This window comes from Micromonospora aridisoli (genome assembly GCF_056150025.1).
In genome coordinates, this window is record NZ_JAXCFK010000006.1 from 193070 (window position 1) to 218533 (window position 25464).

Genomic DNA, 25464 nt, shown 5'->3' on the forward strand with positions numbered 1-25464 from the left:
CGGTCGGGGGGCAGAGCTAGGCTGGCATCCGTACACCCCCCGTCCGACCCGGACGCGGGGTGATCGTCGTGTCCCCACCTCGGAAGTGATCATGACTGCGCTCACCGGACTGTTCGCCGCCGCCCTGGCCGACCCGGGCCTGGCCCGCGTCCGTGACCTGGCGCGCTCCGGTGCTGCCCAGGTCGACGGGATCGACCTGACCGCTCCGCCCGCGCTGCGCCCGTTCGCGGTCGCCGCCGTCGCGGCCGACCCCGCCGACCCCGCCGACCCCCAGCGCACCGACGCCCAGCGCACCGACGGCCAGGGCGCCGGTGGGACGAGTGGCGGGGCGGGGCGGCCGGTGTTGGCGGTGACCGCCACCAGCCGTGAGGCCGAGGATCTCGTCGCGGCCCTGGGTAGCCTGCTGCCGCCCGAACAGGTGGCGATCTTCCCGAGCTGGGAGACGCTGCCGCACGAGCGGCTCTCGCCGCGCTCCGACACGGTGGGCCGGCGGTTGGCCGTGCTGCGCCGACTCGCCCATCCCGACTCGGCGGACGCGCACGGGCGCACCGGCCCGCTGCGGGTGGTGGTCGCCCCCGTCCGCTCGGTGTTGCAACCGCAGCTCAAGGGGCTCGGTGACCTTGAGCCGGTCCGGCTCGCCGCCGGTGACGAGGCCGACCTGGAGCAGGTGGCCCGCCGACTGACCGACATGGCGTACGCGCGGGTCGACCTGGTCACCAAGCGCGGCGAGTTCGCCGTGCGCGGCGGCATCCTCGACGTGTTCCCGCCCACCGACGAGCACCCGTCCCGGGTCGAGTTCTGGGGCGACGAGGTGGAGGAGATCCGGACCTTCGCGGTCGCCGACCAGCGCACCATCGAGCAGATCGCCCAGCTCTGGGCACCGCCCTGCCGGGAGCTGCTGCTCACTCCCGAGGTCCGGGACCGCGCCGCCACGCTGGCCCAGCAGCACCCGGAGCTGGCCGAGATCCTGGACAAGCTGGCCGGCGGCGTACCGGTGGAGGGGATGGAGTCCCTGGCGCCGGCGCTGATCGGCGGGGACTCCATGGAGCTGCTGCTGGATTGCATGCCGGCGGGCACGCACGTGCTGCTCTGCGACCCGGAGCGGATCCGCACCCGGGCGCACGACCTGGTGCGTACCTCGGAGGAGTTCCTCCAGGCCAGCTGGGCCGCGGCCGCCGTCGGTGGCCAGGCGCCGATCGACCTCGGCGCCGCCGCGTTCCGCACCCTCGCCGACGTCCGCGCGACCGCCGCGACGCTGCGCCAGCCCTGGTGGACGCTGTCCCCGTTCGGCCTGGCCGAGCCGGCCGCGGGTCCGGCCGCGACCCGACAGCCGTGGGAGGACGAGCCGGCGACGGTCGACGTCACGCCCGACGACGCGATCGCGGTGTCCCTGGCCGCGCAACCCGCCCCGCTCTACCACGGCGAGACCGCCCGGGTGGTCGACGACCTGAAGCGCTGGGCCGGTGAGGGCTGGTCGATCGCGCTGGTCTTCGAGGGTCACGGTCCCGCCCAGCGGGCCGTCGAGGTGCTGCGGGACGGCGGCCTCGGGGCCAGGATGACCGAGGAGGTGCCCGCCGCGCCCGCACCGGGTGAGCTGCTGGTCACCTGCGGCAGCCTCACCGGCGGCTTCGTCGACGAGGCCGCCCGGTTCGTGCTGCTCACCGGCAACGACGTGACCGGCGGCCGGGGTGTGTCGACCCGCGACATGCGCAAGTTGCCGAGCCGGCGGCGCAACACCATCGACCCGCTGGAGCTGCGCGCCGGTGACCACGTGGTGCACGAGCAGCACGGCATCGGCCGGTACGTCGAGCTGGTGCAGCGCACCGTCAACGGTGCCTCACGGGAGTACCTGGTCATCGAGTACGCCCCGAGCAAGCGCGGCCAGCCGGGCGACCGGCTCTTCGTACCCACCGACCAGCTCGACCAGCTCAGCCGCTACGTCGGGGGTGAGCAGCCCGCCCTGCACAAGATGGGCGGTTCCGACTGGCAGAAGTCCAAGGCCCGGGCCCGCAAGGCGGTACGCGAGATCGCCGCTCAGCTCATCCAGCTCTACGCCGCCCGTAAGGCGTCCAAGGGGCACACCTTCGGCCCGGACACCCCGTGGCAGCGGGAGCTGGAGGACGCCTTCCCCTGGCAGGAGACGCCCGACCAACTCGCCGCCATCGAAGAGGTCAAGCGGGACATGGAGCAGAGCGTCCCGATGGACCGGTTGATCTGCGGTGACGTCGGCTACGGCAAGACCGAGATCGCGGTACGGGCAGCGTTCAAGGCGGTGCAGGACGGCAAGCAGGTCGCCGTGCTGGTGCCGACCACCCTGCTGGTGCAGCAGCACTACAACACCTTCGCCGAGCGGATGAGCCAGTTCCCGGTGACGATCCGGCAGCTGTCGCGGTTCCAGACGCCGAAGGAGGCCGAGCGGACCATGGAGATGGTCGCCGACGGCACCGCCGACATCGTCATCGGCACCCACCGGCTGCTCCAGTCGGCCACCCGGTTCAAGTCCCTCGGGCTGGTCATCGTCGACGAGGAGCAGCGCTTCGGCGTGGAGCACAAGGAGCACCTGAAGTCGATGCGGGCGGCGGTCGACGTGCTGAGCATGTCGGCGACCCCGATCCCGCGCACCCTGGAGATGGCGATCACCGGCATCCGGGAGATGTCCACCATCGCCACCCCGCCGGAGGAGCGGCACCCGGTGCTCACCGCCGTCGGGGCGTACGACGAGCGGCAGGTGGCCGCCGCCATCCACCGCGAGCTGCTCCGCGACGGTCAGGTCTTCTACCTGCACAACCGGGTCGAGTCGATCGAGCGGGCGGCACGGCGGCTGCGCGAGCTGGTCCCCGAGGCCCGGGTTGCGGTGGCGCACGGCCAGCTCGGCGAGGACGCCCTGGAGAAGGTCATGGTCGGCTTCTGGGAGAAGGAGTTCGACGTGCTGGTCTGCACCACGATCGTGGAGTCCGGCATCGACATCCCGAACGCCAACACGCTGATCGTGGAGCGGGCCGACCTGCTCGGCCTGGCCCAGTTGCACCAGATCCGGGGCCGGGTCGGTCGGGGTCGGGAGCGGGCGTACGCGTACTTCCTCTACCCGCCGGACAAGCCGCTCACCGAGCACGCCCACGAGCGGCTGGCCACCATCGCCCAGCACACCGAGCTGGGTGCCGGCATGTACGTGGCGATGAAGGACCTGGAGATCCGGGGTGCCGGGAACCTGCTCGGCGGTGAGCAGTCCGGGCACATCGAGGGCGTCGGGTTCGACCTGTACGTGCGGATGGTCGGCGAGGCGGTGCAGGCGTTCAAGGGCGAGCGCCCGGAGGAGGAGGCCGACATCAAGATCGACCTTCCGGTGGACGCGCACCTGCCGCACGACTACGTCGGTGTCGAGCGGCTGCGCCTGGAGATGTACCGCAAACTCGCCGAGGCCCGCGACGACGAGCGGTTGCGCGAGGTGGCCGCCGAGATGACCGACCGCTACGGCGAGCCGCCCGCGCCGGTGCAGAACCTGATCGCGGTGGCCCGGTTCCGGCTGCTGGCCCGCCAGTACGGCCTCACCGACGTCAGCATGCAGGGCAAGCACATCCGGTTCGGCCCGCTGCCGCTGCCGGACTCCAAGCAGTTGCGGCTCAAGCGGTACCACCCCGACTCGGTCTACAAGGCCGCCCTGGACCAGGTCAGCGTGCCCCGCCCGACCACCCGCCGGGTCGGCGGCGAGCCGCTGCGCGACCAGGCCCTGCTGGAGTGGTGCGCTCAACTCCTCTCCGACGTCCTGGGTGCCCCCGCCCTCGCCGGCTCCCCTAGCTGATCATGAAGTTCTTGTCCTGCCACGCCGGGGGACCTGTCAGGGATCAGTGCGATGGGGCATGAGAGAGTGACGGGCATGCGTGCTCGCCGTCTTGTCGCCGTCGCCAGCGTGGCGGTCGGCCTCGTCGCCCTCACCGGTTGCCGTTCCGAGCCCGGCGTCGCCGCGTACGTCGGTGACCACCGCATCACGGAGGACGCGGTCACCGAGGTCGTCGACGACGCTGCGGCGAGGAACCCGACCCCGACCGAGTCGGACGAGCTGCCGCCCGGCCAGGAGCCGCAGCTGCCCGGACGTAGCCAGGTGGTCAGCACCCTCGTGCTCACCGAGGTCTGTGAGCGGGTATCGGCCGCCGAGGGCTACCGGCCGGAGGGCCAGGTCGACCCCGATCAGGTCGCGCGCGGCCTGGGCCTGAGCCCCGAGACCGGGTACGTGCGTCAGGTCGCCGAGTTGTACACCTGCCTGTCCGGGATCCCGGTCGGCTCGCCGGTGGCTCCCACCGAGCAGGAGCTGATCGACCTGGTGGCGGCGGGCAAGCGGGCCGGCGCCGTACCGCCCGAGGTGACCGTCGAGCAGGCCGCCTCTCAGCTCGACGGCGACCAGCTCCGCCAGGCCCTGGCCAGCCGCAACTCGCTCAGTGAGGCGGTCGAGGCGTACGACGTGACGGTCAACCCCCGGTACCGGCCGCTGATCTTCCCGGTGCTGAGCTTCACCGGGCAGGCCATCGCGGTGGGCGTGCCGCTGGGTGAGCCGGCCTCCGACGCGGTCACCGACATCTCCACCCCGAGGCCGCGGCCCGAGCCGGCCGCACCGACCGACGGCTGAGCATGCCGCGGATCGTCCTGCTGGTGACCTCACCCCGGTTGCCGGCCGGTCTGCTGACGGCGGCCGCCTGGGACGTCGTACGCGCGGCTCCGGTGCTGGCCGCCGAGGAGAGTGAGCTGACCACGGCGCTGCGGACGGCGGGCGCCGAGGTCCGGGTGCTCGACGAGCCGCCGGTGCCGGCGCTGCTGGCCGCGGCGGCGACGCACGACACGGTGGTCTGGCTGGCCGGCCCGGCCGGGGACGAGTCACTGGCCCGGGAGCTGGGGTTGCGACTGGCGCGCGAGCCGGGGCTGGCGGAGCTGGAGCTGATGTACGGCTCGTGGGATCCACCCGGTGCCCGGCTGCTGGACGCGGTGGCGGTGCTCGACCGGTTGCTCTCGCCCGGTGGGGATCCGTGGAAGCGGGCCCAGACGCACCGGAGCCTCGCCGGGTTCCTGCTGGAGGAGAGCTACGAGGCGTACGACGCGATCAGTGCCGGGGACACCGACGCGCTGCGCGAGGAGCTGGGTGACGTGCTGCTCCAGGTCGTGCTGCACGCCCGGCTGGCCGAGGAGCTGCCCGAGGAGGAACGCTGGACCGTCGACGACGTGGCCGGTGGGCTGGTGGACAAGATGATCCGGCGCAACCCGCACGTCTTCGCCGGGGCCGAGGCGGGCACCCTTGAGGAGATCACCGCCAACTGGGAGCGGATCAAGCAGGCGGAGAAGGCCCGTGACTCGGTGCTCGACGGCGTCGTGCTGAGCCAGCCGGCGCTCGCCCTTGCGGCGAAGATCCTGGATCGTGCCGCCCGGGCCGGCATCGCGGTGCCGCTGCCGTCCCCGGAGGCGCAACCCGACCCCGAGACCACCCTCGGCGCCCACCTCCTCGCCTCCGTCGCCCAGGCCCGCACCGCCGACCTGGACCCCGAAGCCGCCCTCCGCCGCACGACCCTCGCCCTCGCCGAGACCCTCCGCGCCGCCGAGCCGCCCACCCCACCGCGTTGACCATGAAGTTGTTGCATCCCGGATCGGCGTGTCGGGGCAACAACCTCATGATCAACGCGGCGAATGGGGTGGGTGGTTAGGGTCGGGGGGTGGAGAGCTTCGGGGTGGTGGGGGAGCGGGTTGTCGAGGCGTTGCTGGGGAGTCGACCGGGGCTCGCCGCTACGGCGGGGGACCATCGGGTCGACGATCGACTCCCGGATTTCTCGGCCGACGCGGTGGCGGGGGACCGGGCGATGCTGGTCGATGCGGCGAGCGCGCTCGTCGAGATCGATCCCGACGTCCTCGACGCCGAGGAGCGCGTAGACCACGCCCTGCTCTCCGCCCTGGTCGACCGGGAACTGTTCGAGCTGACCGAGATCCGGGGACACGAGTGGAACCCGCTCGCGTACAACCCTGGCCCACTGCTGCACGCCCTGCTGGTCCGGCCGTTCGCGCCGGTGGAGGTGCGGTTGACCGCCCTCGCCGGCCGGCTCGCCGCCGTACCGGACGCGCTGGCCACCGCGCGCGCGACGTTGCGCGACATGCCCCGCGTCCACGCCGAGACGGCGGTCGGGCAGTTCACCGGGGTGGCGGCACTGATCCGCGACGAGGTGCCGGCGCTGCTCGCGCAGGCACCCGGATTCCTCGACCGGATCGAGCCGGCCGCCACCGCGGCGCTGGCCGGGCTCGACGAGTTCGTCGCCTGGCTGCGCGCCGGCCTGGCCGCCGACGCCGGCCCGGGCCGCGATCCCCGGCTGGGCCGGCGGCGCTGGGAGGCGCGACTGTGGCACGCACTCGACACCGAGCTGGGTGCCGCCGAGATCCAGCGCCGGGCCTGGGCGAACCTCGACCGGGTCACCGAGGAGATCCGCGCGGCGGCGGTCGAGCTGGTCGGTGGTCCGGCCGACGACGAGACCGTACGCCGGGCACTCGACCTGCTCGCCGCCGAGCACCCCGACGACCACACCATCGTCGACCTGGCCTCGATCACTCTCGACGAGGCGAGCGACTTCGTCCGCGCGCACGATCTGGTGAGCGTGCCGGAGGACCCGTGTGTCATCCAGGTGATGCCGCAGTTCGCCCGGGGCGTCGCAGTGGCCTACTGCGACGCGCCCGGCGGTCTGGAAACCGCCGCCGTGCCCACGTTCTACTGCATCGCGCCCACACCGGCGGACTGGCCGGCACGCCGGGTGGAGTCGTTCTACCGTGAGTACAACGACCACATGATCCGCAACCTGACCGTGCACGAGGCGATGCCCGGTCACTTCCTCCAGCTCGCGCACGCCCGGCGGTACGCCGGCTCCACCCGGGTGCGGGCGTTGATCCGTTCCGGCCCCTTCGTGGAGGGTTGGGCGGTCTACGCCGAGGAGCTGATGGTCGGTCGCGGCTTCGGTGGCCTGCCGGTGCGGTTGCAGCAGTTGAAGATGCAGCTGCGGATGACCCTGAACGCGCTGCTCGATCAGCTGGTGCACGCCGAGGAGCTACCGGAGGCCGAGGCGATGGCGCTGTTGACCGGCCGTGGTTTCCAGGAGGAGGGCGAGGCGGCCGGCAAGTGGCGCCGGGCGCTGCTGACCTCGACGCAACTGTCGACGTACTTCGTCGGCTACAGCGAGCTGGCCGAGATCGCCGCCGCCCGGCCGCCCGACGTGACGCTGCGCGACTGGCACGACGAGCTGCTCGCCCACGGCAGCCCACCGCCGCGCCATCTGCGGACCCTGCTCGATCTCTAGCGGCCGCCTCCAGCTGTAGGGGCCGTCGCGACGGCGGCGACCGGGGCGGGTCAGGGGCCGGTCGGGCGCCGGTCCACCACGCCGGCACCCGCCGGCAGGTCGAACGCGGTGCCGTCGACCTGCTCGCGGTAGCGGCTCAGCGCCAGCTCGACCGGTCGGCCGTCGAGCTGCCCGGTGAAGCTGCCCAGCGCGCCCTCCCCGGTCACGCAGGCGGAGAAGCTCTCGGCGCTCTGCCGTACGTCGACGCAGGTGGCGTGATGACCCGCGACGGTGCTGCTGCGTTGGGTGATGACCGCGCCCGGATCCAGCGCGGCGGAGGTCAGCCGGCCCATCACCATCGGCGGTGTGACCAGCCCTTGAAGCTCGGCCTCGGCGAAGACCACGACCGAGGGCTTGCTGTTCGGCGCGGGAGGCGCCTCGAGGGTGCAGACCGGCTTGTCGCCGTCGGTGTCGCACCGGGTGGTGGCCTCCTCGGTGACCGTCAGCTTCCCGCCGGGCCAGGTGTAGCTGGACCCGGCCGGGTCCTGCGACTGGACGAACGAGGCGCGCTGCCCACCGGCGATCTGGTACTCCGCTGAGTAGGTCAGCTCCAGCGCGCGGTCCATCCGGGCGGCGAGATCGTTGACGATGTCGGCCCGCCCCATCGCCCGGCCGGCGTCGTCCAGGGCCTGACAGCCGGTGACGGTGAGCAACGCGATGACCGACACAGCGAGGGTACGGAGAGTGGTCGAGGCGGCGGGCATGGCGACCAGCCTTGTCGATCGGGTCCCGCTCGTGCAAACCGGTTGCCGGTTGAGGCACGAGAATCCGGGAATGTCCGACCTGTCGGTAGCCGGAGCGTGGTCGTTGACCCGCCCGGTCGCCGTACCGGCGGGCGGGGACCGATACGCTGCGTTCAACACCTGCCTCTGCCGCACCGTCGCGGCCCATACCGGACGAGACCGCACGAACGAGGAGCAACTCAGTGGCAACCATCGAGGTAATCGAGGCTCGGGAGATCCTGGACTCGCGGGGCAACCCCACCGTCGAGGTCGAGGTCGGGCTCGACGACGGGACGATCTCCCGGGCGGCGGTGCCCTCCGGCGCCTCGACCGGCGCCTTCGAGGCGATCGAGCTGCGCGACGGTGACAAGGGCCGCTACCTGGGCAAGGGAGTGGAGAAGGCGGTCGCCAACATCGAGGACCGGATCGTCGACCAGCTCATCGGCTACGAGGCCAGCGAGCAGCGGGCGATCGACCAGAAGATGCTCGACATCGACGGCACGGACAACAAGGCGGAGCTGGGCGCCAACGCGATCCTGGGGGTCTCGCTGGCCGTGGCCAAGGCCGCCGCCGGCAGCGCCGACCTGAGCCTCTTCCGCTACCTGGGCGGGCCGAACGCGCACCTGTTGCCGGTGCCGATGATGAACATCCTCAACGGTGGGGCGCACGCCGACAGCAACGTCGACATCCAGGAGTTCATGATCGCGCCGATCGGTGCGCCCAGCTTCCGCGAGGCGCTGCGCTCCGGGGCCGAGGTGTACCACGCGCTGAAGTCGGTGCTGAAGAAGAAGGACCTGTCGACCGGGCTCGGTGACGAGGGCGGCTTCGCGCCGAACCTGCCGACCAACGCCGCCGCCCTGGACCTGATCGCGGAGGCGGTGGAGAAGGCCGGCTACCGGCTCGGCACCGACATCGTCTTCGCCCTCGACGTGGCCGCGACCGAGTTCTTCGCCGACGGCAGCTACACCTTCGAGGGTGCCGCCAAGAGCGCCGCGGAGATGAGCGAGTACTACACCAAGCTGGCCGACGCGTACCCGATCGTCTCCATCGAGGACCCGCTGGCCGAGGACGACTGGACCGGCTGGCAGACGCTGACCGCCGCGATCGGCGACCGGGTCCAGATCGTCGGTGACGACCTGTTCGTCACCAACCCGCAGCGCATCGCCCGGGGCATCGCCGAGAAGGCGGCGAACGCGGTGCTGGTCAAGGTCAACCAGATCGGCTCGCTCACCGAGACGCTGGACGCGGTGGACCTGGCCCACCGGGCCGGCTTCAAGTGCATGATGAGCCACCGCTCCGGCGAGACCGAGGACACCACCATCGCCGACCTGGCGGTGGCCACCGGTTGCGGCCAGATCAAGACGGGTGCTCCGGCGCGCTCCGACCGGGTCGCGAAGTACAACCAGCTCCTGCGCATCGAGGAGGAGTTGGCCGACGCGGCGCGCTACGCCGGGGCGGGCGCGTTCCCGCGCTACCGTTCCGCCTGACGGATGCCGGACCTCGGGGGAGGGGTGTGATGCAGCAGCGCCGCACACCGGGTGGTCAGCGCCCGGTCCGTCGACCGGCTCGCGCCGGGCGGCCCGGCACCGCCCGGGACGGCGGTGTCCGCGCCGAGTCGCGGTCCGCCGCCGGCCGGGCGCCGTCGGCCGCCCGCGGTGCCGAGGGCGTACGCTCCGCGAAGCGGCCCGCCGCCGCCCGGCGTGCGGCGGCCAGCGGCGCGGTGACGCGGCTGTCCGCACCCCGAACCCGAGGTCTCACCGGCCGGGCCACCGTGCTGTTCGCGGTGTTGATCGCCCTCGCCCTCGCCTACACCTATCCCGTCCGGGTCTACCTCGACCAGCAGGCCGACATCGAGCGGATGGAGGCCTCGCAGGCGGCCCAGCGCAAGCTGATCGCCGAGCTGACCACCGAGGCGGAGAAGTGGCAGGACGACGCGTACATCGAGGCCAAGGCGCGGGAGCGGTTCTTCATGCGACGCCCCGGCGAGAAGATGCTGATCCTGCTCGACGACCCGGCCGGTGCCGCCCGGGAGGCGGGCGGCGGCGCTGACCCGGCGAACCCGGTCACGCCCGACCCCTGGTACGACACCCTCTGGTCCAGCGTGCGGGCCGCCGACGCCCAGCACACCGAGGACTGACCGAAGCACCCCCGACGAGAGATGGCATCGTGACTGTCGTACCACCGCAGGAGCCGGCGGCGGCCTCCGTACCCCCGCCGCAGCGGGAACCGGCCACGGAGGGCGACCTGGCCGCGGTGGCCGCGCAGCTCGGACGTCCGCCCCGGGGCACCCGGGCGGTTGCGCACCGCTGCCCCTGCGGTCTGCCGGACGTGGTGGAGACGACTCCTCGGCTGGCTGACGGCACCCCCTTCCCGACGCTGTTCTACCTGACCTGCCCTCGGGCGACGGCGGCGTGCAGCCGACTGGAGTCGGCCGGGCTGATGAAGGAGATGGCGGACCGGCTGGCCGCCGACCCGGAACTGGCCGCCCGGTACCGTGCGGCGCACGAGGACTACCTGACCCGTCGGGACGCCATCGGCGAGGTGCCCGAGATCGCCGGCATCTCGGCCGGCGGGATGCCCGGCCGGGTGAAGTGCCTGCACGTCCATCTCGGCCACGCGCTCGCTGCCGGGCCGGGGGTGAACCCGTTCGGGGACGAGACACTCGACCTGGTCGAGCCCTGGTGGACGGCCGGACGCTGCGTCGACGTGCCACCGGGTGACCGGGTGGCGGGAGACCAGACCGACGTGCCGGAGGCCGGGTGAGCGACGGCGGCGTCGTGGTCCGTCGGGCCCGGACCGCCGACGTGCGGGCGATCCGACGGCTGGTCGACACCTACACCGACGACCGCCGGCTGCTCAGCAAGGCGACCGTGACCCTCTACGAGGACGTGCAGGAGTTCCGGGTCGCCAGCCGGGTCACCGACGGCGCGGTGGTGGGCTGCGGCGCGTTGCATGTCATGTGGGAGGACCTGGCCGAGATCCGCACGGTGGCGGTCGATCCGAGCTGCCGGGGACAGCGGATCGGGCACCGCATCGTCGCGGAGCTGATCGAGGCGGCGCGGGACCTCGGGGTGGCCCGCATCTTCGTGCTGACCTTCGAGACCCGGTTCTTCGCATCGTTCGGCTTCACCGAGATCGACGGCGCCCCGGTGCCGCACCCGGTCTACGAGCAGTTGCTGCGCTCGTACGACGAGGGTGTCGCCGAGTTCCTCGACCTGGAGCGGGTCAAGCCGAACACCCTGGGCAACACCCGCATGCTGCTCCGCCTCTGACAGCGCCTACCGCACCGTCACCTGCCCGCACCGTCACTCACTGTGGCCGCGCCCGGGCGGGTCCACTCTCCACCTTGCGCCCTTTGCTCTGCTTACCTCTACGCACAGGTTTACGGTCAGTGACGGCCGGGCGGGATAGACCCGGCGCCGGGCCTTCAGGGAGTACCAGTTCAGGCCGGTTTGCGTATGAGTAAGCAGAGCAAAGGGCGGAAGGAGCAAGGAGGGCAGCCCGGCTGGTCGACTTCGGAGAGCGACTGACGGGTCCGCTACTGTCCGTGCATATGGTGGTCGGCGTGACGGGCCGGCGGTGGCGGTAGGGTTTCCGTCGTGACGACACGCGTGGCGGCCATCGACTGTGGTACCAACTCGATCCGGTTGCTGGTGGCCGATCTGCCCGACCCGTCGGCCGGGCCGTCCGCACCGCTGGTCGACGTCAGCCGACGAATGGAGATCGTCCGGTTGGGGCAGGGGGTCGACAGGACCCGCCGGCTGGCCCCGGAGGCGATCGAGCGGACCCGGGTCGCGCTCGCCGACTACGCCACCGAGATCGAGAAGCTGGGTGCCGAGCGGGTACGCATGGTCGCCACGTCGGCCAGTCGGGACGCGGAGAACGCGGCCGACTTCCGCGCCATGGTGGAACGGACCCTCGGCGTCGCGCCCGAGGTGGTCAGCGGCGACGAGGAGGCCCGGCTGTCGTTCACCGGGGCGGTACGCGGTCTCCCCGTTGACGCGCCGCCGCCGTACCTGGTGATGGACATCGGCGGCGGCTCGACCGAGTTCGTCGTCGGCACCCGCGACGGTGGTGTCGAGGCCGCGATCTCAATGGACATCGGCTGCGTACGGATGACCGAGCGGCACCTGCACGGCGACCCGCCGGGTCTGGACGAGATCGCGGCCGCCCAGGCCGACATCGCGGTCGCGGTGGACCGGGCGTTGACGGCGGTGCCGGGGCGGGGGGCCGCCACGCTGGTCGGGCTCGCCGGCTCGGTCACCACCGTGGTCGCGATAGCCGAGGGCCTGCCCGGGTACGACTCGGCCCGCATCCACCATGCCCGGGTCTCCTACGACCGGGTGGCGGAGGTGACGGCCGACCTGTTGGCGATGACGCGCGAGCAGCGGTTGGCCGTCCCGGTGATGCACCCCGGACGCGCCGACGTGATCGGCGCGGGCGCGTTGGTGCTCCGTGTGGCCATGGAACGGGCGGGGATGGCCTCGGTGATCGCCTCCGAGCACGACATCCTCGACGGCATCGCCTGGAGTCTCGCAGACGCGAACGGGAGGTGAATGCCACTGTTCCGGCATCTTCCCGGCGGTGGTCACGGCGTGGCAGGCTACCGGCACGTAGGACCACTGGGCGACCAGCCAACGATGACTGACCGCTAGGAGGACGGGCCGATGGGCGAGATGGTGACCTACCGTGGCGATGGCGGTACGGGTGAGGGATATCTCGCGATACCCGCCACCGGCACGACCAGCCCGGCAGTGATCGTGATTCAGGACTGGTGGGGCCTGGTGCCGCACATCCGGTCGGTGGTGGACCGCTTCGCCGAGGCGGGCTTCGTCGCCCTCGCCCCCGATTTCCGGCACGGCGAACCGGCCGGAAAGCCGAGCGAGCCCCGACGGCTGCTCAACGGGCCGCAGATGGACGAGACCGCGCGGGAGATCGCCGCCGCCGCCGACTACCTCGCCGGCCGTCCCGAGGTCACCGGCAAGGTGGGCTGCGCGGGCTTCTGCGCCGGGGCAAGTCTGGCGCTCTGGGCGGCGAACTTCTCCGAACGGATCGTCGCCACCGCCGCCTTCTACCCCCGGTTGCCCTGGGAGGGCATGCGCACCGAGTGGACGGACTACGCGGGCAAGGACGCGCTGGTGCACTGCTCGGAGGCGGACGGCACCTCCGCCGACCCGGGTGTCCAGGCGGTACGTCAGGCGATCGAGAACTCCGGCGGTACCTGCCACCTGCACGACTATCCGGGCACCTCACACGCCTTCTTCAACGAGGACCGGCCGGAGAAGTTCGACCAACGGGCCGCCACCAGCGCGTGGGCCCGCACCCTGGAACTCTTCCGGGCCAGGCTTGGCTGAGTCGCATACCCCCGCTGAGGTCGTGGCCCGCGCCGGGCGCGCGGCGGATCTGGCCGAGCTGGACGCGGGCGTCGCCGACTGCTTCGCCTGCCCCCGGCTGGTCGAGTGGCGGGAGGAGGTCGCCCGCACGAAGCGGGCAGCCTTCCGCGACCAGGAGTACTGGGGACGACCGGTGCCCGGCTTCGGCGACCCGGCGGCCCGGATCGGGATCCTCGGCCTGGCCCCGGCCGCGCACGGCGGCAACCGCACCGGACGGATCTTCACCGGCGACCGCTCCGGTGACGTGCTCTTCGCCGCGCTGCACCGCGCCGGCCTGGCCAACCAGCCGACCAGCGTGGCCGCCGACGATGGACTGACGCTGCGGGACACGAGGATCTTCGCCGCCGTACGCTGTGCCCCGCCGGACAACAAGCCCACCCCGGGCGAGCGGGACACCTGCGCACCCTGGCTGCACCGGGAGATCGAGCTGATCCGGCCGACGCTGCGGGTGGTGGTGGCGCTGGGCGCCTTCGCCTGGGCCGCGTGGTGGCCGGCGTCACGCGCCGCGTACGGCGTCCGTCCGCCCAGCCCGCGACCGTCGTTCGGTCATGGGGCACACTGGTCCGGCACGGCCGTACCGGAACTGCTCGGTTGTTACCACGTCAGCCAGCAGAACACCTTCACCGGGCGGCTGACACCAGAGATGCTGGACGATGTATTCGCCCGGGCGAAGCTACTGGCCGGGGTGGACTGAGGCTGCGGGGCGGTGACGATGGCGGACGGTACGCGTGACTGCCCGCCGTACGCCCCGGTGGCCCGGAGGTAACCCGATGGACGTGCTGCGCAGGTGGTGGCCGGTGACGGCGGTGATCGCCCTGCTCGCCGCGGTCACCCTGGCCACCGCGCACTCGTCGATCGGTGCGAGCCGGATCCCGCCGGCCGTCCAGGACGCCCCCTTCGTGCTGGAGTACCCGACTGACGAGCCGCGTCCGTCGATCCCGGCCGAACCCCGCGAGGCCGCCGAGGAAACCCGTACCCAGATGCCGTCGTGGCTGGGCAAGGTGGCCGTGGCGGTGCTCGGGCTGGCGCTGCTCGCCGCCCTGAGCTATCTGATCTGGACGGTGGCGCGGGGGGTGGCGCGTCGGGTCACCCGGGCGCTGCCGGCACAGCGGACCCGGCGCAGTGCCGAGGGCACCGCCGCGGAGGTGGTGGCGGCCGTCGACGCCGGCCTGGTCGACCTGGACGACCGTGCCACCGACCCGCGCGTCGCGGTGATCGCCTGCTGGGTGCGCCTCGAAGAGGCCGCGGCCGCCGCCGGGGTGTCCCGGTTGACCGGCGACACCCCGACCGACCTGGTCACCCGGCTGCTCCGCGGTGACCCGTCCACCGGCGTCCCGGCGATCGTGAGTGCCGACGTGCTGGCCGAGTTCGCGCACGTCTACCGGGAGGCCCGCTACGCCACCCGCCCGGTGGACGAACGGACCCGGGACCAGGCCCGGGCGGCCCTGCGTCGGTTGCGCGGCGAACTCACCGCGCTGACCGAGCGGGAGACGGCGTGAGCAGCACGAGTATCGACGACCTGCTCAGCTTCTCGGAGGAGCGGCAGGTCCAGCAGGAGTCGCGTCAGGGCGGGCCACTGCGCACCGTGGCCGGTGTGCTCGGTGTCACCGCCGCCGGGACCGTCGTGGCCGTCGCCGGGCTGCGGGCGGTCGGGCTGCGGGTGTCGCTGCTGGTGCTGGTCGCCGCCGTGGTCGCGTTGCTGGTGGTACGCCGCATCGTCGGCGCGCTCGCGCCGCCACCGAAGTCCGGTCAGGGCGGGTCCTCGTCGCGGGGCGGCGAGGAACCCGGCACCTACAACTGGGACGCCCGGGACGCGTTGCGGGTCGCGATCAACGGCTGGGCGGTTCCGCTGGAGTGGTCCAAGACGCGCCCGGAACGGTTCACCACCGTGATCCTGCCTCGCCTGGCCGAGCTGGCCGACGAGCGGCTGCGCCTGAAACACGGCGTCACCCGCGAGTCGGATCCGGCCCGTGCCCGCGTCCTGCTGGGCGACCGGCTGTCGACGTTCCTGGAGACCCCACCCCGCCGCACCCCTTCGCCGCGTGACCTCGCGGCGATCGTCGCCGAACTGGAGAAGATCTGATGAACGACGTCGGCCGGACGATGCCCCCCACCGAGGTCGGTCGCCTCGCCCGGGCGGTGCTGGACGCGGTGGGTCAGGTCGTGGTCGGCAAGCGGGACGCCCTGGAGCTGGTTCTCGCCGGCATCCTCGCCGGTGGGCACGTCCTGCTGGAGGATCTGCCAGGGCTGGGCAAGACGCTCACCGCACGCTCCTTCGCCCAGGCGCTGGGGCTGGACTTCCGGCGCCTCCAGTTCACCCCCGACCTGCTGCCGGCCGACGTCACCGGCTCGTTCCTCTACGACCAGCGCAGCGGCGACTTCACCTTCCGGGCGGGGCCCGTCTTCACCAACCTGCTCCTCGCCGACGAGATCAACCGGACCCCGCCGAAGACCCAGTCGGCCCTGCTGGAGGCGATGCAGGAGAAGCAGGTCTCGGTGGAGGGCGTCACGTACCGGCTCGACGAGCCGTTCCATGTGCTCGCCACCGCCAACCCGATCGAGTACGAGGGCACCTACCCGTTGCCCGAGGCGCAGCTGGACCGGTTCCTGTTGCGGGTGTCGTTCGGCTACCCGGCGCAGGACGAGGAGTGGGAGGTGCTGCGCCGGCGGATGGCCCGACGTCGGGAGGAGGCCGACATCAAGCCGGTGGTCGACGCCGGCACGCTGCGCGCCATGCAGGCGGCGCTGGAGGACGTGGTGGTGGAGGACTCGGTGGGCCGCTACATCGTGGCGCTGACCGCGGCCACCCGCGAGCATCCCTCGGTGCTGGTCGGGGCGTCGCCGCGTGGCTCGCTGGCGCTGCTGCTGCTGTCCCGGGTGCGGGCGGTGCTCTCCGGCCGGGACTACGTGGTTCCCGAGGACGTCAAGGAGGTGGCGGCCCCGGCGCTGGCCCACCGGATCACGCTGCGGCCGGAGATGTGGCTGCGTCGGGTCGATCCGTCCTTCGTGGTCGGTGAGGTCCTCGACGGCACCCCGGCACCGGCCAGTGGAGCACTGCCCAGCTACGCCGCTGGCCGGCAGGGAGACTGACCCGGCGTGAGCGAGCGAACGGCACCGCCCAACTGGACGCCCACCTGGGCGTTCGGCCGAGCGGTGCTGCTCACCGGCCTGCTCCTGGTCGCCGCGGTGCTGCTGGGGCGGGTGGATCTGATCGTGCTGGCCGTCCCGTTCGCACTCGGCACCGCGTACGCGTTGCGACGCCGGCCCACCGAGCTGCCCCAGGTCTGGCTCAGCACGGACGAGGATCACCTGGTGGAGGGCGGCGCGATGGCCGGGACGGTCAGCGTCGGCAACCCGGGTGAGGTTCCCTACGACGTGGCGGTGCTGCGTACCCGGGTCTCGCCGTGGCTGCGGGTCGAGCGCGCCGGGGTGGCCGGCAGCGCCGTGGTCGGGTCCGGCCGACCCGTCGGCGCGGGTCAACCGACCGTGGCGGACCGCCCGTTCGTCACCTCGGTCGCTCCGGACACCGCCGTCGACCTGGACCTCACCGGTACCGCGCTGCGGTGGGGTCGGCACCCCTTCGGTCCGGCGGGTGCCCGGGTCGCCGCGGCGCAGGGCCTGCTGGTCTCGCGCGCGGTGATCGTCGAACCGGTGCTGTCCAAGGTGTACCCGAAGACCGAGCCGTTCGAGGCAGTCGAGGCGATGCCCCGGGCCGCCGGCCTGGTGGGTGCCCACCATTCGCGTCGCCCCGGTGAGGGTGGCGAACTGGCCGGGGTGCGGGTGTTCGCCCCCGGTGACCGGTTGCGCCGCATCGACTGGCGGGTCTCGCTGCGGGCCCGGCAGCTGCACGTGGCGGCCACCCTCTCGGACCGGGACGCCGAGGTGGTCGTGCTGCTGGACGTGCTGGCCGAGGCCGGGCGTTCCGGTGGCGTCACCGGTACCGCGTCGGTGCTGGACACCACGGTCCGGGCGGCCGCCGCCATCGCCGAGCACTACCTGCACCGGGGTGACCGGGTCGCCCTGCTGGAGTACGGCCCCAGTGCGCGGCGGCTGCGCCCGGCGACCGGACGCCGGCAGTACCTGACGGTGCTGGAGTGGCTGCTGGACGTCAAAGCCCAGTCCTCGCCGCACGAACCGTACGACCAGGTGTTCGGTCCCCAACTGCTCTCCGCTGACGCGCTGGTGGTGGTGCTCACCCCGCTGCTGGAGGAGCGGTCGGCGCAGATGCTGGCCCGGTTGGCCCGTTCGGGACGGTTCGTGGTGGCCGTCGACACCCTTCCGGCGGATCTGTCCGCACCGACCGATCGTGGCTGGGCCGAGGTGGCGTACCGGCTGTGGCGGCTGGACCGGGACACGATGATCGCGCAGCTGCGCGAGCACGGGGTGCCGGTGGTGCCGTGGGCGGGTGCGGGCAGCCTCGACCAGGTGCTCCGCGACGTGGCGCGGCTGGCCACCGCCCCCCGGGTCGGTGGCCGGTGAGCGCGAGGAAAGTAGTGCGGCGGATTCTCGCGGTCGCGAACGGAGGGCCGGCCCGGTGAGCGAGATGGTGGGGACGGTCATCGGGCGGGTCCGGGCACTGCGGACGGCCGCCGCCCGGATCTCCCCGGCTCCGCTGCTGGTCCGGGTGGGGATCTTCCTCAGCGCCCTGGTGGGGGTGCTGCTGGCGTACCCGGCCGAGGTGCTGGCCGGGGAGGCACTGGGTCCACTGGTCGTGGTCGCGGTGCTGCCCGCCGTGCTACCACGCCGGCTCTGGCCGACCTTCGCCGCGTTGGTCACGGTCGGCGGCTGGCTGCTCGCCACCGAGGGGCACGGCCGACCGATCGCGCTGTGGCGGCTGATGGCGGTGGCGGCCGCGCTCTACCTGACGCACACGCTCTGCGCGCTGGTGGCGGTGTTGCCGTACGACGCCGTGGTGGGTCCGGACGTGATAGTGGGTTGGCTCACCCGTGCCGCGGGCGTGTTGCTCGCCACGTCGGTCCTGGGCGTGCTGCTGCTCGAACTCTCCGGTTCGCGTGCCGGCGGCAGCGGGTGGCAGGCGGTCACGCTGGTCGGTCTGCTGCTCGCCGTCGGGGTGACCGCGTTGCTGGCTGGGCTGCTGCGACGCAGGTGACGGAGGGTCCGTCGGGGTTGGTGGAACCGACGGTGCCGGCGGGCCGGAGGTGGCTGGCGGGGGCGGCGTTACCGGGGTCACAGCGGGCTTGTGCTCGGTCACAGAAGGCGGCCGCGCCCGGAATTACCGCTCCCGGTGGGGGAAAGATGCTAGGTGTGAATCCGAAGCGGATCCTTGTGGTGGGTGCCGGGCACGTCGGTCTCTACGCGGCGCTGCGCCTGTCGAAGAAGCTGAGTTCCCGTGAGGCTGAGGTCATCGTCGTCGACCCCCAGCCGCACATGACGTACCAGCCGTTCCTGCCCGAGGCCTCGGCGGGAAACATCTCCCCACGGCACTCCGTGGTGCCGCTGCGGCGGGAGTTGCGCCGGTGCACGGTGGTGGCCGGTGCGGTCACCCGGATCGACCACGCCAGCAGGACCGCCACGGTGCAGCCGATCATCGGTCCGCCCCGCGAGATCACCTACGACCACGTGGTGGTCGCCCCCGGTTCGGTCTCCCGGACCCTGCCGATCCCCGGTCTGCACGAGCACGGCATCGGCTTCAAGACCATCGGTGAGGCCATCTACCTGCGTAACCACGTGCTCGAACAGCTGGACGTGGCCGCCGCCACGATCGACCCGGAGGTGCGCCGCCGGGCGCTGACCTTCGTCTTCGTCGGTGGCGGGTACGCCGGCATCGAGGCGCTGGCCGAGATGGAGGACATGGCCCGCCACGCCCTGAAGTACTACCCGGAGCTCAAGCTCTCGGACATGCGGTGGGTACTGGTCGAGGCCACCCAGCGGGTGCTGCCGGAGGTCGACCGGGACATGGGTGCCTACACGGTGCAGCAGCTGCTCAAGCGGGACATGGACATCCGGCTCGACACCCGGTTGGAGTCCTGCGTCGACGGGGTGGTCAAGCTCTCCGACGGGGACAGCTTCAGCGCGGACACCATCGTCTGGACCGCCGGGGTGAAGCCGTCACCAATGCTGGACGCGACCGACTTCCCCCGCGAGGAGCGGCGCCGGATCACCTGCCTGCCGACGTTGCAGGTGGTGGACGGCGACCGCGTGGTCGAGGGTGCCTGGAGCGCCGGTGACTGCGCCGCCGTGCCGGACCTGACCAAGCCGCCGGGCAACTTCTGCTCGCCGAGCGCTCAGCACGCGGTCCGCCAGGCCCAGCGGATGGCCGACAACATCGTCGCCGTGATCCGGGGCCGCGAGCCGGTGGCCTACAAGCACAAGCACGCCGGCAGCGTGGCCAGCCTCGGCCTGCACAAGGGTGTGGCCCAGGTGTACGGCATCAAGATGACCGGTTGGCCGGCGTGGTTCATGCACCGGACGTACCACATGAGCCGGATCCCGTCGCTGAACCGGAAGATCCGGGTCGTGGTGGACTGGACACTGGCGTTCGTCCTCAAGCGCGAGGTGGTCGCCCTCGGCCAGCTGCACGACCCGCGCGAGGAGTTCGCCGAGGCGTCTCAACCACCCGCGAAGGTGTGAGCGGAGCCCCTTCCCTGGGAAGGGGCTCCGTCGTTCTCAGACCCGCCAGTACCACGCGTCGGCGACCCGGGTCGACGGGCCGTAGAGCGCCTCCAGGGTCAGCCGGAGACTGTCGGCGTGCGTGGTGTCGGCCGCGAGCACCACGCACGAGGCGCCCCAGTGCTCGACGTCCGTGACGGCCCGGCGGCGCTGCTCGTCGCCGACGACCGGCCGGAGGCCGCTGCGGGCCACCTCGGTCAGGAGCGCTGAGGTGGGTCGCGGTGCGACGCCCATCGCGGCGCTGCCGCCCCGGCCGTGCGGGCCGATGAAGAAGCCCTCCGGCATGCCGAATGCGGCGTCGGCAGCGGTAGCCCACCGCATCGGCCAGGGCTCCTTGGGCGTCGCGAGTGGCACCGGCACCAGGACGCCGCCCGGCTCGACACACGTGCGCCAGTGACCGGCGGTGATGAACTGCGGCACCGGGGGCCGCTGCGTGGTGGGCAGCGGGGCCGGGAGCAGCGGTACCACCGCCACGGCGACGGCGACCAGGGTCAGGCGTCGGGTTCGGCCCGTGGCGCGTAGCGCCCGGTCGACCGTCAGCACCAGCAGTGTCGCCACCAGCGGCGGTACGGCCAGGGCGAACCGCATCGGCAGCGCGCCGTCGACCACCGGCAGCCCACCGAGCAGCGCGTACGGCCCCGGCAGGCCGGTGCGTTCGCCGTCGAAGACCACCTCGGGGCCGAGCGAGAGAGCGCCCATCACCAGGATGCCGGCGACACAGGCCAGCACCAGCGGACGGCGTCCCAGCCAGATGGCGCAACCGGCGGTGACCACCAGCAGCGGCCAGCCGAGGAAGGTGTTGTACTCGGCCGGGCCGGTGCTCAGCCCGGCGGAGCGGTCGTCCCCGACCAGGGCGAGCGGTGAGATCGCCACCCAGCTGCGCAGGTCCGCCGAGAAGTAGTGCGGGCTGAACATGCCGTCGGCGACGCCGAGCGGCCCGGCGAACTGGAACCACAGCGGGCGGGCCAGCACCAGCAGGGCCGCCCCGGTGGCGAGGGCCATCGCCCCGGCGAAGGCGGGCAGCGCGCGGCGGGCCAGGTCGCGGTCCGCGACGATCACCGTCACCGCCATCGCCAGCAGGGTGAGTGCGGCGAGGAAGAGCACCTCCTCGCCGATGAACACCTGGACGGAGACGGCGGCGGCGAGCCCGAACGCGGAGGTGGTCAGCCGGCGCCGGTCCAGACCACCGGCCGGCACACCGGAGGCGGAACCGGGCCGGGCGGCGGGATCGGCGGCCCGCAGCAGGCGTACCACCAGCCAGACGATGACCGGCAGCAGCCACTGCGCCGTCATGTGCAGGTGACTGTTGCTCTGCGACACCATGCCGGGGCCGAACCCGCACAGCGCGCCCCCCAGCGTCGCGGCGACCCGGTGCGCCCGCAGCGTCCGGCAGAACAGGAGGTACCAGGCGGTAGCGGTGCCGGCGAGGTTGGCGGTCACGATCAGGGCGAAGGTGACCGGGGCGCCGAACAGCAGGGTGACCGGGGCGAACAGCACACCGAGTGCGATGACCGAGGTGTTGGCCATCAGGTTGACCCCGTCGGGCGCGTTGAGCCGATCGGTGGTCAGGCCGAAGTCGCCCAGCAGGGCCCGGGCGTCGACGGCCAGGAACCACTCGTAGAGCACCTGGTCCTCGGGGTTGAGGGCGAACGCCCGTCCGGTCGGATCGGCCCAGAGCCGGTGGGTGAGTGTGCCGGCGAGCGCCAGGAAGAACAGTCCCACCAGTAGGTCGGCCCGGTACCGGGACAGCCGGGCCAGCCGCGGCCGGCGTACCCGTTCGACGGTGTGATCGGCCTGCGACACCACGTCGTCGGTGGCGGCGTTGGGTGCGCGGCTGCTCACGGCCTCGACCCTAGTGGCGGTGCTCGGCGGGGGACGCCGCAGTGGCCACGAACCCGCTACCGTGGCACTGCACCGTGCGTGCCGGCGCGCCGGTGTCACCCGCCCGGGTGGTGGAACGGCAGACACGGCCGCCTTAAAAGCGGCTGCCGCAAGGCGTGCGGGTTCGACCCCCGCCCCGGGCACTCGAAGCGTCCCCGCCGAGGTCATCGGCGGGCGTTGACCCTCCCCCCTCCCGCCCCTCCCGCCCCTTCCGAGCCGCCGGCAGCCGTCCGCTCGATGGCCGATGCCCTCGGCAGCTCCGTACCGCAGCTTGCGCCGGTTCGTTCCCGCACCGTCCCGCCACCGGCACGATCCCCACTGTCGCGATCAGATGAAAATGAGTATCGTTACCATCAGTGCTCCACAGGGGATCACTGGGAAGGAGTCCGTTTCATGCTGACCGCAACCCGCGGGCGAGCCAGGGTCGCGCTGGTGACGGGAGCCGCGATGATCGCGGCCCTCGTCGGCTCGGCGGCACCGGCGCAGGCCCACGGCGTCCCGGCGCTGCCGGTCGTTCTCTCGGCCGGCCACGTCGACGTGATCGATGTGGAGTACGAGGACGGCGAGCTCGAACTCGGCGTTCACGACGGCACCGTCGAGCCCGGTGTGCACCGCGACCACTCCGATGTCGTCTTCGTGGTCAAGTCGCAGGCCAGGACCACGGTGCCGGCGGACCCCGCCTACCGTTTCCTCGGCGCCGCCGGCACGCCGGCCTGGATCCTGCCCCAGATCGAGAACGAGGAACTGCTCTTCGCCGGCCTCTCGGCCGAGGAGTTGGACGCCGGCGTCTTCGACGGTGACTCGATCGACCTGACCGTGCAGCAGCTGGTCAGCGCCCCCAGCTCCGCCCGGGTGGCGATCTACACCGAGAACCTCTTCGGGCAACCCACGGTGTTGGCGAACAGCCGTGACGGGCTGCCGGACGTCGTCGACCTGCCGATCGGTGACCACCTGCACGCCAACTGGGCCTTCAGCAAGCCGGGCGCATACGTACTCAAGGTGAAGGCGAGCGGCACCCTGGCCGGCACCACGACGGTCGTCGAGTCCGAGTCGGTCCAGCTGCGTTTCGTCGTCCTGCCCTGACGTGAGGGCGGTAAGGGAGAGTGGGATGAACAGGACCTTTGCCCGCCGTTGGCTGGCCGGGGCCGCCGCGACCATGCTGGCCGGGACGCTGGCGCTCGCGGTGACCAGCCCGGCGCGGGCCGCCGTGATCGAGCTGACCAGCGGCCACGTCGACGTCATCGACGTCAACCACGTGGCCGGCGGGCCGATCGTGGTCAGTGTCCGCGACGACACCGGATCCACCCCGGTCGAGCGGGATCCGTCGACCGTGGTCTTCAAGGTGCCGCCGGCGGCGCGCACGGCGGTGCCGTCCGGATCGGCGTGGTCGTTCCTCGGCAGCGGCGGGTACGCCTACGTTCTGCCGCAGACCAACACCTCCGGTCTGCTCTGGGCCGGCTGGAACACCATCGACGTCGCCAGCGGGGCGCTCCAGCTCAACCGGGTGACGTTCGCACTGACCGGGGTGCAGGGCCCGGGCGGGTTCAGCGTCTTCACCGCGTCGGGTGGCACCCCCACCGTGCTGTTCGACAGCGGTAACGGACTGCCGGACAGCCTCAACGTCAACCGCAACGTGCACGCCCATGTCAACTGGGGCTTCGACGTCGCAGGCACGTACGTGGCGACGTTCACGGTCAGCGGCGTACGGGCGTCCAACGGGCAGTCGGTGAGCACCACCAAGCAGTTCACCTTCCAGGTCGGCTGAGCGCGCGTGCCGCCCCCGGCCCCGGTGACCCCGGTGACGGGGGCGGCGCGTCCAACGGCGACGGCTGTCACCCACCTGGACTTGATAACCGTTCCCATTTTCATGGTACGTTGCTGCCGGTCGGCCGGTTGAGAGGTGAACAGTGCGGGGTGTGCGGCTGCTGGCGCTGTCGGTGCTGTTGGTCGCCGGCCTCACCGGCTGCGTCGACGCTGAGGTGCTCAGCGATCGCGACGAGCGGCTCCAGGTCGTCACGACCACCGGGATCCTGCGCGACCTGGTGCGCAACGTCGGCGGCGACCGGGTGGCGGTCAGTTCGCTGGTGCCCGACGGCGCTGACCCACACGCGTACGAGCCGTCGCTGCGCGACGTGCGCAACGTCGTCTACGCCGACGTGGCCTTCAGCAACTACCTGCTCCTCGAGGAGCAGGCCGTCATCAAGGCCCTCGACGCGAACCTGCGGTCGGGCGTACCGAACGTCTCGCTCGCCGAGGGTGCCGTCAAGTACGCCGCGGAGATCATCCCGCTGGTCGAGGACGTGGCCCTGGACACCATCTGGCTCGGCATGCGGGTCCGCGGCGGCGGGGCCGCCCACGGCGCCAACCGCGCCTCCGACGTGCTGCTGCGCGCCACGAACCTCACCGGGCCCGGTGTGCTGGCGGCGTATCTCACCGGGTCGTTCGGAAACCCGACCGTCTACCTCAACTCCGCCGACGGTTTCGACGCGGCGACCGGTTACCGCGACGACACCGCCACCCTGCCGCCCGACGCGCACACCCACATGAGCTGGGCGTTCACCGCGCCCGGCATCTACCGGTTGACCCTGTCGGCGCAGCTCGCGGTCACCCCCGAGGCGCGACCCGTTGGGCTGGGCGAGCAGACCTTCACCTTCGCGGTCGGCGTCGACCCGCACGGCGTGCCGGGCATGGCCGACGCAGCCGTGCTGCGCGGCGGGCACGCCGACGTGACCGTCGACCTGGACGCCGCCGCTCGTGGCGAGCCCACCCTCTACCTGCTCGCCGACCCGCACGGTGGCGGCGACGCCCACCAGCGGATCCACGACCCGACGCGCACGGTCGTCGAGGTGCCGAACAAGGCGCTCGCCGAGGTTCCGGCGGACCGGGACTTCCGCTTCCTCGGCCGTCCCGGCACCCGGATCCACCAGCTGCCCCAGGCGGTGCTCGGCAAGCACGTGCACGGCGAGATCGATCCCCACCTGTGGCAGAACGTCCGCAACGCCATCTCCTACGTGGAGCTGATCCGGGACACCCTGACCGGAGTCGATCCCGCCGGGGCGGCGGACTACCGGAGCAACGCGACCGCCTACATCGCCGAGCTGGAGGCGCTCGATCGCGAGGTGCGGGACACCATCGCCCAGATTCCGCCGGCCCGCCGACACCTGATCACCACCCACGACGCGTTCGGCTACCTCGGCGCGGCCTACGACGTGCAGATCTCCGGCTTCGTGACGCCCCATCCGGCCGCCGAGCCGAGCCTTGCCGACCGGCGCCGGCTGACCGAGACGATCCGCAACCTGCGGGTGCCGGCGGTGTTCCTGGAGCCCGGCCTGCGATCGCGTTCGTCGACGTTGACCGAGGTGGCCGAGGCGCTCGACGTGGCCGTCTGCGACATCTACGGCGACGCCTTCGACGACCGGGTCACCAGCTACGTCCAGATGATGCGGTTCAACGCCCGGTCCCTGCGGGACTGCCTGGCGAAGTGAG

The 25464-nt window shown here is 72.3% G+C and carries 22 protein-coding genes and 1 tRNA gene; 21 read left to right on the forward strand and 2 right to left on the reverse strand.

Going from position 1 to position 25464, the window contains the following annotated elements:
- Nucleotides 1-91 precede the first annotated feature (91 nt).
- From mfd to SM447_RS15300, 4 genes are all read left to right on the forward strand, one after another.
- Nucleotides 92-3799: a transcription-repair coupling factor gene (gene mfd, locus SM447_RS15285; protein WP_474573456.1), complete on the forward strand. Its 3708-nt coding sequence runs from the start codon at nucleotides 92-94 to the stop codon at nucleotides 3797-3799.
- Nucleotides 3800-3874: 75 nt separating this feature from the next.
- Nucleotides 3875-4621 carry a hypothetical protein gene (locus SM447_RS15290; protein ID WP_474573457.1) on the forward strand — a complete coding sequence of 249 codons (747 nt, stop codon included), beginning with the start codon at nucleotides 3875-3877 and terminating at the stop codon, nucleotides 4619-4621.
- A gap of 2 nt (nucleotides 4622-4623) precedes the next feature.
- A complete protein-coding gene (locus SM447_RS15295) occupies nucleotides 4624-5604 on the forward strand; it encodes a nucleoside triphosphate pyrophosphohydrolase (RefSeq protein ID WP_474573458.1) in 981 nt (326 codons plus the stop codon).
- Nucleotides 5605-5693: 89 nt separating this feature from the next.
- Nucleotides 5694-7313, forward strand: a complete 1620-nt coding sequence (locus SM447_RS15300) for a DUF885 domain-containing protein (protein WP_474573459.1) — start codon at nucleotides 5694-5696, stop codon at nucleotides 7311-7313.
- A gap of 50 nt (nucleotides 7314-7363) precedes the next feature.
- Here the strand turns inward: SM447_RS15300 and SM447_RS15305 are convergent, their stop codons facing one another.
- On the reverse strand, nucleotides 7364-8056 hold the full coding sequence (locus SM447_RS15305) for a hypothetical protein (RefSeq protein ID WP_474573460.1): 693 nt from the start codon (nucleotides 8054-8056) through the stop codon (nucleotides 7364-7366).
- A gap of 221 nt (nucleotides 8057-8277) precedes the next feature.
- Here SM447_RS15305 and eno point away from each other — a divergent pair, with 221 nt between their 5' ends.
- From eno to SM447_RS15370, 13 genes are all read left to right on the forward strand, one after another.
- Nucleotides 8278-9561, forward strand: a complete 1284-nt coding sequence (gene eno / locus SM447_RS15310; protein ID WP_093406354.1) for a phosphopyruvate hydratase — start codon at nucleotides 8278-8280, stop codon at nucleotides 9559-9561.
- Between the two features lie 29 nt (nucleotides 9562-9590).
- Nucleotides 9591-10211, forward strand: a complete 621-nt coding sequence (locus SM447_RS15315) for an FtsB family cell division protein (protein ID WP_474573461.1) — start codon at nucleotides 9591-9593, stop codon at nucleotides 10209-10211.
- A gap of 29 nt (nucleotides 10212-10240) precedes the next feature.
- Nucleotides 10241-10837 carry a DUF501 domain-containing protein gene (locus SM447_RS15320; RefSeq protein WP_474573462.1) on the forward strand — a complete coding sequence of 199 codons (597 nt, stop codon included), beginning with the start codon at nucleotides 10241-10243 and terminating at the stop codon, nucleotides 10835-10837.
- Entirely contained in the window at nucleotides 10834-11346 is a 513-nt protein-coding gene (locus SM447_RS15325; RefSeq protein ID WP_474573463.1) for an amino-acid N-acetyltransferase, read from the forward strand. The genes SM447_RS15320 and SM447_RS15325 overlap by 4 nt, the downstream gene beginning before the upstream one ends.
- Before the next feature lie 339 nt (nucleotides 11347-11685).
- Nucleotides 11686-12630: a Ppx/GppA phosphatase family protein gene (locus tag SM447_RS15330; RefSeq protein WP_474573600.1), complete on the forward strand. Its 945-nt coding sequence runs from the start codon at nucleotides 11686-11688 to the stop codon at nucleotides 12628-12630.
- Nucleotides 12631-12741: 111 nt separating this feature from the next.
- Nucleotides 12742-13428: a dienelactone hydrolase family protein gene (locus tag SM447_RS15335; RefSeq protein ID WP_474573464.1), complete on the forward strand. Its 687-nt coding sequence runs from the start codon at nucleotides 12742-12744 to the stop codon at nucleotides 13426-13428.
- Nucleotides 13421-14161, forward strand: a complete 741-nt coding sequence (locus SM447_RS15340) for a uracil-DNA glycosylase (protein WP_474573465.1) — start codon at nucleotides 13421-13423, stop codon at nucleotides 14159-14161. Before SM447_RS15335 ends, SM447_RS15340 begins: the two co-directional genes overlap by 8 nt.
- A 76-nt stretch (nucleotides 14162-14237) precedes the next feature.
- Nucleotides 14238-14966 (forward strand): DUF4129 domain-containing protein, encoded by a 729-nt coding sequence (locus SM447_RS15345; RefSeq protein WP_474573466.1) that lies wholly within the window; start codon nucleotides 14238-14240, stop codon nucleotides 14964-14966.
- The gene (locus tag SM447_RS15350) at nucleotides 14963-15550 is read left to right on the forward strand and encodes a hypothetical protein (RefSeq protein ID WP_474573467.1); all 588 of its coding nucleotides are present in this window, start codon (nucleotides 14963-14965) and stop codon (nucleotides 15548-15550) included. Before SM447_RS15345 ends, SM447_RS15350 begins: the two co-directional genes overlap by 4 nt.
- The gene (locus SM447_RS15355) at nucleotides 15550-16557 is read left to right on the forward strand and encodes an AAA family ATPase (RefSeq protein WP_474573468.1); all 1008 of its coding nucleotides are present in this window, start codon (nucleotides 15550-15552) and stop codon (nucleotides 16555-16557) included. The genes SM447_RS15350 and SM447_RS15355 overlap by 1 nt, the downstream gene beginning before the upstream one ends.
- 6 nt (nucleotides 16558-16563) lie before the next feature.
- Nucleotides 16564-17946 carry a DUF58 domain-containing protein gene (locus SM447_RS15360; RefSeq protein WP_474573469.1) on the forward strand — a complete coding sequence of 461 codons (1383 nt, stop codon included), beginning with the start codon at nucleotides 16564-16566 and terminating at the stop codon, nucleotides 17944-17946.
- A 67-nt stretch (nucleotides 17947-18013) separates the two neighbouring features.
- The gene (locus tag SM447_RS15365; protein ID WP_474573601.1) at nucleotides 18014-18577 is read left to right on the forward strand and encodes a hypothetical protein; all 564 of its coding nucleotides are present in this window, start codon (nucleotides 18014-18016) and stop codon (nucleotides 18575-18577) included.
- Nucleotides 18578-18732: 155 nt separating this feature from the next.
- A complete protein-coding gene (locus SM447_RS15370) occupies nucleotides 18733-20058 on the forward strand; it encodes an NAD(P)/FAD-dependent oxidoreductase (RefSeq protein ID WP_474573470.1) in 1326 nt (441 codons plus the stop codon).
- A 36-nt stretch (nucleotides 20059-20094) separates the two neighbouring features.
- Here the strand turns inward: SM447_RS15370 and SM447_RS15375 are convergent, their stop codons facing one another.
- Nucleotides 20095-21939: a hypothetical protein gene (locus tag SM447_RS15375; protein ID WP_474573471.1), complete on the reverse strand. Its 1845-nt coding sequence runs from the start codon at nucleotides 21937-21939 to the stop codon at nucleotides 20095-20097.
- Between the two features lie 101 nt (nucleotides 21940-22040).
- On the opposite strand from SM447_RS15375, the gene SM447_RS15380 reads away from it, so the two are divergent.
- From SM447_RS15380 to SM447_RS15395, 4 genes are all read left to right on the forward strand, one after another.
- Nucleotides 22041-22121: transfer RNA gene (locus tag SM447_RS15380), tRNA-Leu, on the forward strand.
- Between the two features lie 250 nt (nucleotides 22122-22371).
- Nucleotides 22372-23061, forward strand: a complete 690-nt coding sequence (locus SM447_RS15385) for a choice-of-anchor M domain-containing protein (RefSeq protein ID WP_474573472.1) — start codon at nucleotides 22372-22374, stop codon at nucleotides 23059-23061.
- Between the two features lie 25 nt (nucleotides 23062-23086).
- Nucleotides 23087-23743 carry a choice-of-anchor M domain-containing protein gene (locus SM447_RS15390; protein ID WP_474573473.1) on the forward strand — a complete coding sequence of 219 codons (657 nt, stop codon included), beginning with the start codon at nucleotides 23087-23089 and terminating at the stop codon, nucleotides 23741-23743.
- Between the two features lie 157 nt (nucleotides 23744-23900).
- A complete protein-coding gene (locus SM447_RS15395; protein WP_474573602.1) occupies nucleotides 23901-25463 on the forward strand; it encodes an anchored repeat ABC transporter, substrate-binding protein in 1563 nt (520 codons plus the stop codon).
- The last annotated feature ends 1 nt before the right edge of the window (nucleotide 25464 follow it).